This window comes from Porcincola sp. LCP21S3_C12, assembly GCF_052118625.1.
In the GTDB taxonomy this organism is placed as follows: Bacteria; Bacillota; Clostridia; order Lachnospirales; family Lachnospiraceae; genus Porcincola.
Genome location: NZ_JBQKGW010000014.1, coordinates 65,446 through 79,779 on the forward strand (window position 1 = coordinate 65,446; position 14,334 = coordinate 79,779).

The 14,334-nt window shown below is 51.3% G+C and carries 14 protein-coding genes; all 14 read left to right on the forward strand.

Annotated elements, in window-relative coordinates:
- Nucleotides 1–45 precede the first annotated feature (45 nt).
- The 14 genes from ACTQ1N_RS08785 (at nucleotide 46) to ACTQ1N_RS08850 (ending at nucleotide 14,242) form a co-directional block, all read left to right on the forward strand.
- Nucleotides 46–1,494, forward strand: a complete 1,449-nt coding sequence (locus tag ACTQ1N_RS08785; protein ID WP_441956388.1) for an aspartate ammonia-lyase — start codon at nucleotides 46–48, stop codon at nucleotides 1,492–1,494.
- Nucleotides 1,495–1,786: 292 nt separating this feature from the next.
- A complete protein-coding gene (locus ACTQ1N_RS08790) occupies nucleotides 1,787–2,791 on the forward strand; it encodes a permease (RefSeq protein WP_441956389.1) in 1,005 nt (334 codons plus the stop codon).
- 127 nt (nucleotides 2,792–2,918) lie between these two features.
- Nucleotides 2,919–3,314, forward strand: coding sequence for an ArsR/SmtB family transcription factor (locus ACTQ1N_RS08795; RefSeq protein ID WP_441956390.1), 396 nt, complete (start codon nucleotides 2,919–2,921; stop codon nucleotides 3,312–3,314).
- 49 nt (nucleotides 3,315–3,363) lie between these two features.
- The gene (gene arsB, locus ACTQ1N_RS08800) at nucleotides 3,364–4,428 is read left to right on the forward strand and encodes an ACR3 family arsenite efflux transporter (RefSeq protein WP_441956391.1); all 1,065 of its coding nucleotides are present in this window, start codon (nucleotides 3,364–3,366) and stop codon (nucleotides 4,426–4,428) included.
- Nucleotides 4,429–4,456: 28 nt separating this feature from the next.
- Nucleotides 4,457–4,684, forward strand: a complete 228-nt coding sequence (locus tag ACTQ1N_RS08805) for a thioredoxin family protein (protein ID WP_441956392.1) — start codon at nucleotides 4,457–4,459, stop codon at nucleotides 4,682–4,684.
- Nucleotides 4,681–5,130, forward strand: coding sequence for an arsenate reductase ArsC (locus ACTQ1N_RS08810; protein WP_441956393.1), 450 nt, complete (start codon nucleotides 4,681–4,683; stop codon nucleotides 5,128–5,130). Before ACTQ1N_RS08805 ends, ACTQ1N_RS08810 begins: the two co-directional genes overlap by 4 nt.
- A gap of 132 nt (nucleotides 5,131–5,262) precedes the next feature.
- A complete protein-coding gene (locus ACTQ1N_RS08815) occupies nucleotides 5,263–5,739 on the forward strand; it encodes a pyridoxamine 5'-phosphate oxidase family protein (protein WP_441956394.1) in 477 nt (158 codons plus the stop codon).
- A 23-nt stretch (nucleotides 5,740–5,762) separates the two neighbouring features.
- Nucleotides 5,763–6,047 carry a hypothetical protein gene (locus ACTQ1N_RS08820; RefSeq protein WP_441956395.1) on the forward strand — a complete coding sequence of 95 codons (285 nt, stop codon included), beginning with the start codon at nucleotides 5,763–5,765 and terminating at the stop codon, nucleotides 6,045–6,047.
- A 108-nt stretch (nucleotides 6,048–6,155) separates the two neighbouring features.
- Nucleotides 6,156–7,451: a glycoside hydrolase family 27 protein gene (locus ACTQ1N_RS08825; RefSeq protein ID WP_441956396.1), complete on the forward strand. Its 1,296-nt coding sequence runs from the start codon at nucleotides 6,156–6,158 to the stop codon at nucleotides 7,449–7,451.
- Between the two features lie 208 nt (nucleotides 7,452–7,659).
- Nucleotides 7,660–8,589, forward strand: coding sequence for a helix-turn-helix domain-containing protein (locus ACTQ1N_RS08830; RefSeq protein ID WP_441956397.1), 930 nt, complete (start codon nucleotides 7,660–7,662; stop codon nucleotides 8,587–8,589).
- Complete coding sequence (locus tag ACTQ1N_RS08835) at nucleotides 8,586–10,661, forward strand: beta-glucosidase (RefSeq protein WP_441956398.1); 2,076 nt, start codon at nucleotides 8,586–8,588, stop codon at nucleotides 10,659–10,661. The genes ACTQ1N_RS08830 and ACTQ1N_RS08835 overlap by 4 nt, the downstream gene beginning before the upstream one ends.
- 182 nt (nucleotides 10,662–10,843) lie before the next feature.
- Nucleotides 10,844–12,295 (forward strand): family 43 glycosylhydrolase, encoded by a 1,452-nt coding sequence (locus ACTQ1N_RS08840; protein ID WP_441956399.1) that lies wholly within the window; start codon nucleotides 10,844–10,846, stop codon nucleotides 12,293–12,295.
- A gap of 46 nt (nucleotides 12,296–12,341) precedes the next feature.
- Complete coding sequence (locus ACTQ1N_RS08845; protein WP_441956400.1) at nucleotides 12,342–13,736, forward strand: MFS transporter; 1,395 nt, start codon at nucleotides 12,342–12,344, stop codon at nucleotides 13,734–13,736.
- Between the two features lie 212 nt (nucleotides 13,737–13,948).
- Nucleotides 13,949–14,242 carry a hypothetical protein gene (locus tag ACTQ1N_RS08850; protein WP_441956401.1) on the forward strand — a complete coding sequence of 98 codons (294 nt, stop codon included), beginning with the start codon at nucleotides 13,949–13,951 and terminating at the stop codon, nucleotides 14,240–14,242.
- The last annotated feature ends 92 nt before the right edge of the window (nucleotides 14,243–14,334 follow it).

Consider the following 14,334-nt stretch of genomic DNA (forward strand, 5'->3'; position numbering starts at 1 on the left):
TGAATAACCATTTCCAGACAGAGAGCAGGGACAGGGAGGTACAGGATGATGGAAGCAGAGATCAAGGCACGGAGTACGGCAGCAGAGATGAGAAGAGAGTCCGATTCGATCGGAACGCTGGATGTTCCGGTGAATGCTTACTATGGTGTCCAGTCCCTCCGTGCCCAGCGAAATTTCCGGATCACAGGCAGCAGACTCAATCCGGTGTTTATCGGGAATCTTGCAAAGATCAAGAAGGCTGCAGTCAGGGTTAACAGAAAGTCAGGAAGGATGGCTCAGGAGAAGGCGGAGGCGATCGAGAAGGCCTGCGATGAGATCCTGGAAGGAAAGCTTCATGACAGCTTTATTGTAGATGGTATTCAGGGCGGGGCGGGAACCAGCGCAAACATGAATGCCAACGAGGTGGTTGCGAACCGGGCCATTGAGCTTCTCGGAGGCATGCGGGGTGACTACAGAATTGTGCATCCGAATGATGATGTCAACATGTGCCAGTCCACAAACGATGTGATTCCGACTGCCGGGAAACTGACAGCGCTGGATCTTCTCAAACCGCTTGAGAGCAATCTGAAGGCCTTAGCCAATCAGCTGCTTGCCAAGTCCCGTGAGTTCGATTTGATTTTGAAGATGGGACGCACACAGCTTGAGGATGCGGTGCCGATGCGCCTGGGACAGAGTTTCCACGCATACGCGTCCATGGTGAAGCGTGACAGCATTCGAATCGGGATGTTGAAAAGTGAGCTTTACACGATCAATATGGGAGCAACAGCGATCGGGACCGGGATCAACACAACGGATTATTATTTCTCGCATATTGTCCCGGAACTGGCACGTCTGACCGGGTATCCGCTTCGGCAGGCGGATGATCTCTTTGATGCGACAGAGAACCTGGATGCATTCGTGACCATTTCGGCGGCACTTAAAACCTGTGCGCTGGATCTTTCCAAGATGTGCAACGATCTGCGGCTGCTGGCTTCCGGGCCGAGAGCGGGCTTTGGAGAGATCAATCTTCCGGCGATGCAGAATGGCTCCTCCATCATGCCGGGGAAGGTCAACCCGGTGATCCCGGAAGTCGTGACACAGGTGGCGTTTGAGGTCGCAGGAAATGACACCACGATCATGATGGCGGCGGAAGCAGGGCAGATGGAGCTCAATGCTTTTGAGCCAGTTCTCTTCTATAACTTGTTCGATTCCATCACCACGCTGACCGGTGCGGTGGATACGTTGACCAGAAATTGTATCTGCGGGATCACAGCCAACAGAGAACGCTGTGAGGAACTGATGGATGCCAGTGTCGGCATCGTCACAGCCCTGAATCCATACATTGGTTATCAGAGGGCTGCTGCAATCGCCAAGGAATCCCTGAAGACAAGGGTCCCTGTTAAAAAACTGGTTGTCGAGAAGGGATACATGACAAAAGAGCAGCTTGACGCGGTTCTGAATCCAGGAATCCTGACCCAGCCGCATGGTGTTGCAGCGATCCGGGCAGCTATGTAAACGAAGCCCCTGCATGCAGGCGGGATGAGGAACATTCAGCATTTGGTATACAAACAATCGCAGAACCAGAAAGCAGACGAGGCGGCTCCCACTGAGGGGCTGCCTCATTTTTTATGAAAAGATTCATGTGGGACGTGTCAAAAAGTCCTGTCACCACTTGCATGCAAGCGTGCGCGGTGACAGACTTTTGACACTGTCATCATCATAAAGAAGGGTATCACATTGACAGAAAAGAATGTGAGGCTTAGAATACTACCTGTCATATAGATAGATATGAATTCGAGGAAGAGGTATGGGTGAGTGGATTCAGAATGAAGTCCTTGGCATGAAATGGCTGAACCGGCTGGTCGGCCGCGCGCTTTCAGCCATGGGGCTGGATTTGTCCGGAAGGATTGGCGGGAGTATTCAGTTTTTTTTCTATGATGTGATCAAGATTACAATCCTGCTCTGCGTGCTGATCTTCATGATTTCGTACATCCAGAGTTTTTTCCCGCCTGAGCGGAGCAGGAGGATTATGGGAAGGTTCCATGGAATCTGGGCAAACCTGATTGGAGCGTTACTCGGGACGGTGACGCCTTTTTGTTCCTGTTCCTCGATCCCGATCTTCATGGGATTTACAAGCGCAGGCCTTCCGCTCGGCGTGACATTCTCGTTCCTGATCTCATCTCCGATGGTAGATCTCGGAAGTCTCGTCCTTCTGATGGGTATCTTCGGGTATCGGATTGCTCTCATCTATGTGGCGGCAGGGCTTTTCATTGCGGCAGCCGGCGGAACGCTCATCGAACACCTGCATATGGAGGATCAGGTTGAGAACTTTATCCGGAACACCAGCTCGGCAGTAGACATTACAGCGCCGGATCTGACCGTCCGGGACAGGCTGATCTATGCACGGGATCAGGTTGCGTCAACATTCCGCAAGGTTTTTCCGTATATTCTCCTCGGGGTCGGGATCGGGGCAGTGATACATAACTGGATTCCGCAGCGGGTGGTAGAGACTGTCCTGGGCAACAGAAATCCCTTTGGCGTGATCCTGGCAACACTGGTCGGGGTTCCGATGTATGCGGATATCTTTGGAACAATCCCCGTGGCGGAGGCGCTTTTATCAAAAGGGGCTCTGCTCGGAACTGTGCTCAGCTTTATGATGGCGGTCACAACGCTGAGTCTCCCATCGCTGATCATGCTGAGAAAGGCCATCAAGCCGAAGCTGCTGACAGTCTTCATTGTCATATGTATCGCAGGAATCATCGTTGTCGGGTATGGATTTAACGTTTTTCAGGGCGTACTGACAGGAATCTGATGATACAGAAGTGTAGGCAGGGGGAGACAGGAATACCCCGTTGGGAAACAGAGCGATCTGTGACAGGGGGATCCATGCAGGAAGTGACAGAAAGCACAGACAGCCAGTGGGAAGGAGGTGAGCGCATATGAATGCAATGGACGCCGCGCTGATCTGCAGGGCGCTTGGAGATTCCAACCGAATCCAGATCGTAGAGCTGCTGATGAACGGGGAAATGTGCGGATGCAGGCTGCTGGAACACTTCCAGATTGCACAGCCGACACTGTCCCATCATATGAAGGTTCTGACAGAATGCGGTCTTGTGAATGGGCGGAAGGAGTGGAAGAATACCTACTATTCCCTGAACTGCAATGTTCTGACCGCATTTCGTGAATATATTGATCACCTGAACTGCGGGAAATCCTGCAGCCGGAAAAGCGAAGACAGAGACTGCTGTGATCAGGAGAATCCAGGCCAGGTCTGTCAGGACGTGGGGAAAACCGCCGGAGGCTGCTGCGGGCAGAAACCGGCAGACCGATGCTGACAAAACCACTTTCGGAACGAAAAAAGGATACAGGGAGGATGTAAAAGAGATGCCAAAGACGATGAAAACACAGAACAAGGGAATCAGTTTTTTTCAGCGGTACCTGACCGTATGGGTATTGCTGTGCATGGCTGCAGGGGTGCTGATCGGACATTTCCTTCCGATGGTTCCCAGGGTTTTGGGCAGAATGCAGATTGCCGGGATATCGATTCCGATTGCGGTGCTGATCTGGATCATGATCTACCCGATGATGATTAAGGTGGATTTCCAGAGCATCAGAGAGGTCGGTAAAAATCCGAAAGGACTGTTCGTAACATGGATTACAAACTGGCTGATCAAGCCGTTTACCATGTATGGTCTGGCGTATCTGTTCCTGTTTATCGTGTTCCAGCAGTTCATTGCGCCGGAGCTCGCCACTCAGTACCTGGCCGGGGCAGTTCTTCTGGGCGCGGCACCGTGCACTGCGATGGTTTTTGTATGGAGCACGCTGACGCATGGAAATCCTGCCTACACGGTGGTACAGGTTGCGACCAATGACCTGATCATCCTTGTGGCATTCGTTCCGATTGTAAAGTTTCTGCTTGGGGTATCGAAGGTATCGGTGCCGTACAGCACGCTGTTTGTCAGCATCCTTCTCTTTGTTGTGATCCCGCTTGCTGCGGGAATTGTGACAAGGGTCGGGATTACAGAACGAAAGGGCAGGGACTATCTGGAGAATGTGTTTGTCCATAAATTTGATCACGTCACGACAATCGGGCTGCTCCTGACGCTGGTGATCATCTTCGCATCCCAGGCGGAGGTGATTCTCTCCAATCCGGTGCACATCATCCTGATCGCGGTGCCGCTCATCATCCAGACATTCCTGATCTTCTTTATCGCTTACGGAGCAGCAAAGCTGGTGGGGCTTCCATACGACATTGCCGCACCTGCAGGACTGATCGGTGCATCGAATTTCTTTGAGCTGGCGGTTGCGGTTGCCATTGCCCTGTTCGGGACGACAAGTCCGGCGGCTCTCGCGACCACAGTTGGTGTGCTGACAGAGGTTCCGGTTATGCTGACACTAGTGAAAATTGCGAACAGGACGCAGAGTCATTTTCAGAAGAGACAGGCATGAGCATGCACATGATTAGGAGGATAATGCGATGAACATCAAGGTTTTAGGAGGAGGCTGCAGCAAGTGCGAGGCCCTGCTGGAGAACACAAAGAAGGCTGTACAGGAGAAAGGGATTGAGGCGGAGATCGAGTATATCACCGATTTCAGCGTCATTGCCGGATATGGTATCATGAGTACGCCGGCACTGATGATTGACGGGAAGGTCGTCTCAACAGGACGTGTCCTGAATGAGAAGCAGATCGGAAAGCTGTTATGAATCAGCAAGGGAGGAAACCGAGGGTCGGATTCATCTGTACACATAATTCCTGCCGCAGCCAGATCGCGGAGGCTCTGGGAAGATACCTGGCCGGGGACGTCTTTGAAAGTTATTCAGCAGGCACAGAGATCAGGGACAGGATCAATCCGGATGCAGTCCGTCTGATGAAGGAACAGTACGGAATAGACATGATAAAAGAAGGGCAGCACAACAAAACGTTGGATGCCCTTCCGGAGCTTGATATTGTGGTTACGATGGGGTGCGGCGTGAAGTGCCCGTATCTTCCCTGCAGGGAACGGTTCGACTGGGGAATCCCGGATCCGACCGGAACCTCTGACGGAGAATTCACGGCGGTCATCCATCAGATTGAGAAAGAGATCGGTTTATTGAAGGATCAGTTGAAAGGGAACCATCCGGATTCTGGTACAGAGGCGCTCCCTTCGTGAGGGGATCGGATGCAGACAAACGATCGGTCCGCTGCAGGCAGGTCAGGCGAATTTCTGCGCGAGCAGGCAGATATTCCGGGAAAAGTGGTGCAATGGAACAAGCACAGGTAAACGAATAATGGAGGAAGACGTATGTTTCGTGAAATGCGGCGAAAAAAGCAGCAGGTATCGAAAGAAGCGTGCATCGATATTCTGAAGTGGGAGAAGCGCGGAGCTCTGGCCGTGAATGGCGAGGATGGATATCCATATGTGGTCCCGGTAAACTTTTATTATGATGAGCCGACAGAGACGCTCTATTTCCACGGTGCGAAGACCGGGCATAAAATCGATTCGATCCAGAAGAATCCCAAAGTGTGTTTTACAGTTTGGACTTCTGGTACTCGTAAGGAGGGGGACTGGGCCTATTACGTGTCAAGTGTTGTTGTGTTCGGAACGGCAAGCCTGGTCACGGACAGCGATCTTCTTCGTGAAAAACTCAGGGCGATCGGGCTGAAGTACTATCCGACCGCTGAGGAAGTGGATCAGGTGATGCATAGAACTCTGAGGAATGTCCAGATGATTGCGGTTCATGTTGATCATATGACAGGAAAGCTTGTACACGAAAAGTAATGAAATCTTACAGGTATACTGATATGGATGTTGCGGATACACTGGAACGGCTTCATCGGATGGCGGTGGAAGACGCGGATTTGAGAAAACGCCTTTTAGAAACAAAGAATCAGGAGAATCCATTGTCCGCATTTTGCGCAATCAGTACAGAGGCCGGGCTTCCGCTGCATGCGATGGATCTGATTGAGTATGGAGAATCAGCCTACGCGGCAATGCGGCGAAGTACAAACGGCGGCGGTGAGAATTCTCCGCTGCTCTCTTACGAGGATGACGCCTACGAGTTATTTCTGAGCGGGCTTCAGGAATAGGGGGAATCAATCGAATCGTGGCAGGCGAAGTATCCCTCTTCAGTCTGAGATAATGATACAAAATTTTCGAAAGGCATGCGTCTGACTTCGCTAGAAAGGGAAAGGAATATGAGACTCAGAAAAGACAATGCGGCGCTGCAGCCTCCGATGGGCTGGAACAGCTGGGACTGCTTCGCAGCAGGAGTGACGGAGAAGCAGCTTCTGGATAATGCGGCTGGACTGGCGCAGCTGAAGTCCTGCGGCTGGGAATATGTTGTCTGTGACATCCAGTGGTCGGAGCCGCTGGCGGCAAGTGAGAAAGATAACGGTGTTGTGTATCGGAAGTTCGCACCGCTCACGCTGGATGCATGGGGACGGCAGATTCCGGCACTAAACCGATTTCCGTCTTCTGCAGATGGAAAAGGCTTTGCTCCAATCGCTGAAAAAATTCATGCCATGGGGCTGAAGTTCGGCATTCATATCATGCGTGGTATTCCGAGACAGGCAGTACATGAGCGGCTGCCGATCTTTGGAACCGATGCGACAGCGGATGAGGCAGCCCGACCGGATTCGATCTGCTGCTGGAACGGCGATATGTACGGTGTTGACCCGGCTTCTCTCGCAGGACAGGCTTATTATGATTCTATCTTCCAGCTGTATGCAGACTGGGGTGTGGATTTTGTGAAGGTGGATGACATCTGCCATGAGCATCTCTACGTTGATGATCCATATGGGGCAGCAGAGGTAGAAATGATCCGCCGCGCAATCGATAAAACTGGGAGACCGATGTGCCTGTCCCTCTCGCCGGGACCGGCGGTGATCGAAAAAGCATGGCATCTGGAACATTATGCCAATATGTGGCGCATCACGGATGATTTCTGGGACGATTGGAAGCTTCTTCTGGATATGTTTGGCCGCTGCGAGTTATGGCAGGGACATGGAAAGCCGGGATGCTGGCCGGATTGCGACATGCTGCCATTGGGGAAAATCGGTACCGGATTCGGCCAGCCGAGACAGACGAATTTCACACATGCGGAGCAGCGCACGCTGATGACGCTCTGGTGCATTTTCCGCTCTCCGCTGATCATGGGTGGTGACCTGACACAGCTGGATGAATGGACACGATCGCTTCTGACCAATGAGAAGATTCTTGCGGCGCAGCGGACTGGCAGGGAACCGGAGCAGATGGAGCGGAATGAAAAACATGCTGTCTGGACGAGCCTGACGCAGGAAGGCGGACGGTATCTGGCGCTTTTCAATCTCGAGGATCAGGCGCAGACAATATCGGCGTCTCTTTCTGATTTGGAATTTGATGTGCGTAGTGCAGAGGACCTGTGGGGTGATACACCGGCCACGTTTTCCGGAGGCTGCATTCAGGCAGAACTTCCGCCGCACGGCGCGGGAATGTATCTTCTGCAGAAGTGAAGAAGACTGATGGCGGCAGCCCTCTTTCCCTATAACTTATCTATCAGGAGAAAGTCCCGGAGTTTGTAATGGTAAACAGTGCTGGTTGAAGATAGAAGAAGGAAGGATTTGGCAGCAGGCAGATATACAACATAAAAATGTGATATCCGATGATACAAAAGAGCAGATGCCTGGAGCGTGATGAAGCAGATGCAGGGAATGAATGCTGATGGATAATTACCAGGAAAAGTACACGCTGGAGAGTGTCGATTACGGCTCGCAGCTTCGCGGGAAATCATTTGTTACCTCCATTGGATTCAGTGCGTGGCATTGGCATTACGAATATGAACTGATGCTGGTTCTGAAGGGGAAGGTGACACTCCGGTCAGAGAAGTGGACAGGACCTGTTACAGAGGGAAATCTCGTGCTTGTAAACTCAAAAGAGCTGCATTCTATTGTTGGCGGGAATGAGGCAAATCTCTGTGGGTTTGTACAGTTAAGCCCGGATCTTTTCAGAAGCGGGACGGAGGACAAGCGGCAGTTCAGGTTTTTTCTGAACAGTATGAATCAGGATGAGCAGCCGGAAGAAGGAATTGTATCCATCCGGAACCATGTGTCGAGAATCCTGATGTGTACGCTCATCGAGCAGGAGCAGACAGTATACAGGCTTCGGGGAGAAATGTATAGTCTGGTAGCAGATCTGGTGGAGGGTGCAGATTATGACATCCTTATGAGACGGCAGAAGGAAGAAACAGGGTCTGAAGAGCTTCTGGATATGATCGACTACATTCGCCGGCATGCAGCAGAAGACCATCTGAGTGCGATGCTGGCACATGAGTTTGGAGTCGGGGAGAAGACGCTCTATCGCTATTTCAAGGCCGGACTTGGGATGTCCGTACGGGATTTCATAGAGGAAATGAGAGTCCAGCAGGCCAGAAAACTTCTGCGGACGACCGACCATGACATGCCTTTTATCATCGATGCCTGTGGATTTGGATCGGAAAAAACATTCTACAGATCATTCCAGAAATTGACCGGCCAGACCCCGCTCAGCTACAGAAAATCAGATGGCGGAGACACCGGACATGCAGAGGTTCGGGGATATCTGGATTACGAGAGATACGAAGCGCTCGACCTGTTGAAAGGATTTCTGTCATGAAGCCGGAATGGATTGTGCAGAATATGTCACTTGAGGAAAAGGTGCATCTGATGAGCGGACGGGCTGACCGCTCCAGAATCCATGGCGCGCTCAAGGGAACATTATCGGAACATTATAATGAAAAGCCCTACGTGGCAGGGGGCAATGACAGACTTCATGTGCCGGAGATCAGATTCTGCGACGGGCCGAGAGGTGTCGTCTGCGGCAGAGGGAAAGCCACCTGTTTTCCTGTCCCGATGGTTCGGGCAGCCGGCTTCAATCCGGATCTGGAGGAGAAAATCGGGACGGTGATTGCGCAGGAGGCGCAGCAGTTCGGAGCCAATTTCTTTGGCGGGATCTGCATCAATTACCTCTATCATCCAGGATGGGGGCGGGCACAGGAAACGTACGGGGAAGATGATTTTCTGCTCGGAGAGATGGGCGGAGCGATGGTCAGGGGTGTCCAGAGCGCCGGCGTCATTGCCTGCCTGAAACATTTCGCCTTTAATCAGATGGAAAATCAGCGCTTCCGCGTGAATGTGCGCTGCGATCGTCTGCGGACGGAACGGGAAGTGTTCCTGCGGCACTTTGAGAAATGCATCCGCCGAGACCACGCAGGAGCTGTCATGAGTGCCTATAACGCCTACAATGGCGTGATGTGCGGACACAGCCGATATCTGCTTCATGATGTCTTGAAAGAGGAGTGGGGGTTTCAGGGCTTTCTTATCAGTGATTTTACCTGGGGCGTGAAGGACACTGTTGCAGCTGCGCTGGCAGGCCAGACGGTTGAAATGGCAGACACCAAATTCTATGGTGAAAAACTGGTGGAAGCAGTCCGCAAGGGGCTCGTTCCGGAGTCTGTGATTGACGATGCGGCGCTCCGCATTGTCCGAACCATGAAATCATTTGAAAAGATTTCCATGGAATCGGGAAAGAGAAAAAGACTGAAGAAGGGAGAGATCCGGGAGCTGGCCCTTCAGTCTGCAGAGGAGGGAATCGTCCTGCTGAAGAACGAAGGGAATGTACTTCCATTTTCGAAGAGAAGGCTCCACACGATCGCAGTGTTCGGGGAGCTGGCTGAAGAAGGGAACCAGGGAGACAGAGGCTCTGCAAGAGTGTATCCGGAGCACGTTGTCTCTCCGCTCGAAGGGCTGATGAAGCTGGTAAATGGGACGACAGATGTCATCTATTATCGCGGGCATAATATCGCTCACGCAAAACGCCTTGCAGATGAAGCGGATTGTGTGATCGTGATCGCAGGATTGACATACCTGGATGAGGGAGAAGCCCTCTCGAAAGATCAGTTTACGGCTGAGCGGGGAACTTCAGTCGGAGGGGACCGGGAAGGCAGACTGCGTCTGCATGATGGAGATGAGAAGCTTTTGAATGAAATCGGCAAAGTTAATCCCAATACTGCCGTTGTCATGATATCCGGATCGACCGTGATTCCGGGAAAATGGATCAGCCAGGTGCCGGCCTTACTGTGGGCGGGCTATGGCGGCCAGGAAGGCGGCCATGCGATCGCCCGCGTTCTGTTTGGCGAGGCTGAACCTGGCGGAAGGCTTCCATATACAATCCCGCAGCGGGAGGAAGATCTGCCGGATCTGGACTTTGAAGCGACAGAGGTGACATATCAGTATTACAGCGGATACCGGAAGCTTGCACATGACGGGATCAGAGCCATGTATCCGTTTGGGTATGGATTGTCTTATACTTCATTTTCGTTGTCTGATGTATCGGTCAGGAAGGGAGAGATTACGTCCGATGAGAAGGTGGAAGGAGAAACGGAATGGAACGACGCCCCGGTTCTCACTGTTTTTTGTCATATCAGCAATACCGGAAAAAGACGCGGCTCCACCGTTGTGCAGGTGTATGTGGAAACCGCGAGGTGCCCTGTACCGGCCTTGAAAGGATTTCTGAAGGTAACGCTGGAAGCCGGAACTGGCAGGGATATTCAGATTCCGGTTTCCTGCGATGATCTGAAGTATTTTGATGAAAAGGAACGTGCTTTCAGGCTGGAGCATGGGAATTTCAGCATTCATGTCGGATTTAGTTCAGAACAGATTGTATGGAGTGGGATGGTGACAAGGTAAAGCGGCATCCCCCTTCAGAAAGAGCACTTCCATCAGCTGACAGCAGGTGCGCAGGCAGCTGGTGGTATTTTTTTGTCCAATTTTGACAGTGGGTATTCCGGATGTGACAGCAGAAGGAGCAGAGATACTTCTATACTGGTATGCATCAGAACGAAAGGAAAAGACAAAAGAGGAACAGAAAGGTGAAAAATCTGGTAATGAATCCATATCTCCCCTTGGATGAACACATTCCGGACGGGGAGCCTCATGTGTTTCAGGACAGGCTGTATCTGTTTGGCAGTCACGACCGGGAGAATGGAAAAGAATTTTGTGAGCTGGACTATGTGACGTGGTCAGCCCCGGCAGATGATTTGTCTGACTGGAGGTATGAGGGCGTAATCTACAGGAAAGACCAGGATCCATATAATCCGGAAAAGCTTCCGATGTATGCCCCGGACGTCGTGCAGGGACGGGATGGCAGGTATTATCTTTACTACTGCATCAAATTTCAGGACAGCATCCATGTTGCAGTCTCTGACAAGCCCCAGGGACCATATAAATTCTATGGACAGGTACACTATAAAGACGGCAGGGGGATGAGCGAGAACCAGCCGTACGATCCGTCTGTCATCTGTACGGAGGAAGGAAATTATCTGTACTTCGGATTTGCGCCCTGCATGATCAACATCCCAAGATACAAGTCACAGGATCTGAAGGGGTGTTCTGTCGTCAGGCTGGCAGATGATATGCTGACTGTTCTGGAGGGACCGGAGGTCGTTCTGCCATCAGAGAACTATGCAGACGGGACGTCATTTGAGTCGGATCCGTACTTTGAGGGGCCGTCGATCAGAAAAATTCACGGCATTTATTATCTGATCTATTCCTCCGTCCATACCCATCGGCTCTGTTATGCAACAAGCAGCAGACCGATGAGCGGATTTCAGTACAGAGGCTGCATCATATCCAGCACAGATGTCGGGTACAAGGGGCGCAGGGAAGAGGATCAGCTGAACAGTGGAGGAAACAACCACGGAGGACTCGTGGAGGTGAACGGGCAGTGGTATATCTTCTACCACCGGCACACCTCCCTCACTCAGTATAACCGGCAGGCCTGCGCAGAGCGTGTTTTCATTAAGGAAGACGGATCCATACCGCAGGTCTGTGTGACAACCAGTGGTCTGAATGCAAAGCGGCTTCCGGGCGTGGGCGTCTATCCGGCGGTCTATTGCTGCAATCTGACAAATGGACATATGGGCGCTTTGAATTCCCTGGGACGTTCCAATAAGGAGGCGGACTTCCCCTATCTGACAAGTGATGAGGACGGAAGGTATGTATCCAATATTTCGTCTGGGACGATCGTCGGATATAAGTATTTCGATCTCGGGAAAACGCATCAAATCCAGATCCGTTACCGGGGGACAGGCGGGAACCATGCAGATGGGGTGATCCGGGTTCTCACGGAGATTGACGCACCGGATACGGCATGCAGAGGAGAGATCTGCGTGAAGACGGAAGCTTCAAACGGAACTGTACCGGGAAATACGTTCATGAAGGCTGTGGGAGGAGTTCAGTTCCAGGATGATGACCGGGAACTCTATTTCCGATATGTCGGAAACGGAGCCATTGACCTCATGGAAATAGAACTGATGGAGTGAACACTGCGGCAGGGCATACAGAAAACAATCACAGGAGGAAATCAAGATGAACAAGTATGCTGGAAAACGGCCGGGGTTCGGCGAGAAGATCGCTTTTGCCCTGGGGGATGGTGGATGTAATTTTGTCTGGACGACGCTGGGATCGTTCCTGACCGTCTATTACACCGACAATGTTGGCATTGCAGCGGCAACGATTGGAACGATGATGCTGCTGGCAAGATTGCTGGATGGAATTTCAGATCTGATCATGGGAGCGATTATTGACCGTACGCATACCCGGTGGGGAAAAGCACGCCCATGGATCTTATGGTCTGCGATCCCAATGGGGGTCGGGCTGGTGCTGATGTTCTCCGTTCCGTCATCGCTTTCGTCGAACGGAAAAGTGGCGTACGCCTTTATCTCTTACGTATTGATGGCTGCCGTTGTCTATACGGCCTGCAACCTGGCATACAATACGCTGCTTGCCCTGTTCTCCCCGGAGCGGAAAGACCGCATACAGGCGAGTTCCTTCCGGTTCTTCTGCACGATGGCGACGGTCTTGTTTATCAATTACAATACCATGAACTTTGTGGGAAAATTCGGATGGACAGGAATGGCTTCGATCTTCGGCGCAATTGCGGTCGTCATGCTTCTAATCACATTTTTCTTCACCAGGGAGCGTAACAACCAGGAGATCGAAAAAGACGTTGACCAGACCTTCGCCGATACAGAGAAAAAGAAAAAAGCACAGAAACTGTCTGTCGGAAAGTCATTTGCCTATCTGTTTAAGAATAAGTACTTCCTGCTTTTAACGCTGATCTTCGTTGTGAACTATACGGCGCTGGGCGTGAATAATGGACTTCGGATTTATTATGCTAGAGATGTGCTGGGCAATGTAGGCCTCATGGGAACCCTGACACTTTGCTTCATCCTTCCGAAGATGATCGGCAACCTGGTTTACCCGTATATTGTGAAGGTGCTTGGAAACTGGAGATCCATGGTCATCGGCTATATCGTTGAGATTGCAGGAGTCCTGCTGATGGCAGTCCTCCCGACATCTGCGGCGGCAGCATTCACAGGACTGATCCTGCTTGGAATTGGCGGAATCCCTCATAATGCCGGACTTTTTGCAATGGTAGCGGATGTCGTAGACTACGGAGAGTGGAAGACAGGTGTCAGGCTGGACGGGCTTACAAACTCTGCAACATCCTTCGGCATGAAAGTTGGCGCAGGACTTGGCTCCGCGATTGTCGGCTGGGGACTCGCATGGGCAGCATATGAAGGAAAACGGACAGCGCAGAAGGTCGCGCAGACCGCAATGACCATTGCCCGCATCAAGAGCGCATACACGATCATTCCGGTCATCCTGTTTGCAATCGGTCTTGTCGCTCTGCTTTTCTGCAACCTTGATAAGATCGCACCGCAGATGGAAAAAGATCTTGCGGCAAAACGTGCAGAGTAAAATTTGACGTCGAAGCCTGTACAAACTTGCAGATCGCAAGTTTGTACAGGCTTTTGTTGTATTGAAAAGTCGGGATCGCAAGGATTTACAAAGTCGATACAGATTTTTTAACTATCGTTTCCTAAACAGAAGTATTACACTTGATACAAATGAAATGTAATGATCGATCAATGAGAATGTAACAAAATCAGACAAGAAAGAGAGGACATGACATGGGAGCAATCGGTATTGAGCATCGCTGGGCGACTCAACGGATGAGAACAGTCTGGAAAATCAATGACAATCGCAGGGACGCAGGGCTGCAGTATCCTGATGATGTGGTTTGGGCAGAGAACTTGTTGTATGGTCCGTACGGAAACTGGAACCTGCTGGATATTTATTACCCCAAATCAGCAGTAAAGATTCTTGATGAAAAAACTCACAATGGGTTTCATGTCATAGGATCTGATGGTAACCGGCAGCGGGTACAGGTAATCGAAAAGCTTCCGTGTTGTCCGGCAAATTAAATGATGTCCCATCCGGCAGATTATTTCGCGCCGATTTTGGATTTCTACAGATGTGTCAGTCACTTTAAAAGTAACTGTTTCTGCGAATTGTT

Excerpts from the sequence above, each read along its gene's own strand:
- ACTQ1N_RS08795 (WP_441956390.1), top strand. The coding sequence starts at position 2,919 with ATGAATGCAATGGACGCCGCGCTGATCTGCAGGGCGCTTGGAGATTCC.
- ACTQ1N_RS08805 (WP_441956392.1), top strand. The coding sequence starts at position 4,457 with ATGAACATCAAGGTTTTAGGAGGAGGCTGCAGCAAGTGCGAGGCCCTG.
- ACTQ1N_RS08830 (WP_441956397.1), top strand. The coding sequence starts at position 7,660 with ATGGATAATTACCAGGAAAAGTACACGCTGGAGAGTGTCGATTACGGC.
- ACTQ1N_RS08845 (WP_441956400.1), top strand. The coding sequence starts at position 12,342 with ATGAACAAGTATGCTGGAAAACGGCCGGGGTTCGGCGAGAAGATCGCT.
- ACTQ1N_RS08825 (WP_441956396.1), top strand. The coding sequence starts at position 6,156 with ATGAGACTCAGAAAAGACAATGCGGCGCTGCAGCCTCCGATGGGCTGG.
- ACTQ1N_RS08815 (WP_441956394.1), top strand. The coding sequence starts at position 5,263 with ATGTTTCGTGAAATGCGGCGAAAAAAGCAGCAGGTATCGAAAGAAGCG.
- ACTQ1N_RS08810 (WP_441956393.1), top strand. The coding sequence starts at position 4,681 with ATGAATCAGCAAGGGAGGAAACCGAGGGTCGGATTCATCTGTACACAT.
- ACTQ1N_RS08785 (WP_441956388.1), top strand. The coding sequence starts at position 46 with ATGATGGAAGCAGAGATCAAGGCACGGAGTACGGCAGCAGAGATGAGA.
- arsB (WP_441956391.1), top strand. The coding sequence starts at position 3,364 with ATGCCAAAGACGATGAAAACACAGAACAAGGGAATCAGTTTTTTTCAG.
- ACTQ1N_RS08850 (WP_441956401.1), top strand. The coding sequence starts at position 13,949 with ATGGGAGCAATCGGTATTGAGCATCGCTGGGCGACTCAACGGATGAGA.
- ACTQ1N_RS08820 (WP_441956395.1), top strand. The coding sequence starts at position 5,763 with ATGGATGTTGCGGATACACTGGAACGGCTTCATCGGATGGCGGTGGAA.
- ACTQ1N_RS08835 (WP_441956398.1), top strand. The coding sequence starts at position 8,586 with ATGAAGCCGGAATGGATTGTGCAGAATATGTCACTTGAGGAAAAGGTG.
- ACTQ1N_RS08790 (WP_441956389.1), top strand. The coding sequence starts at position 1,787 with ATGGGTGAGTGGATTCAGAATGAAGTCCTTGGCATGAAATGGCTGAAC.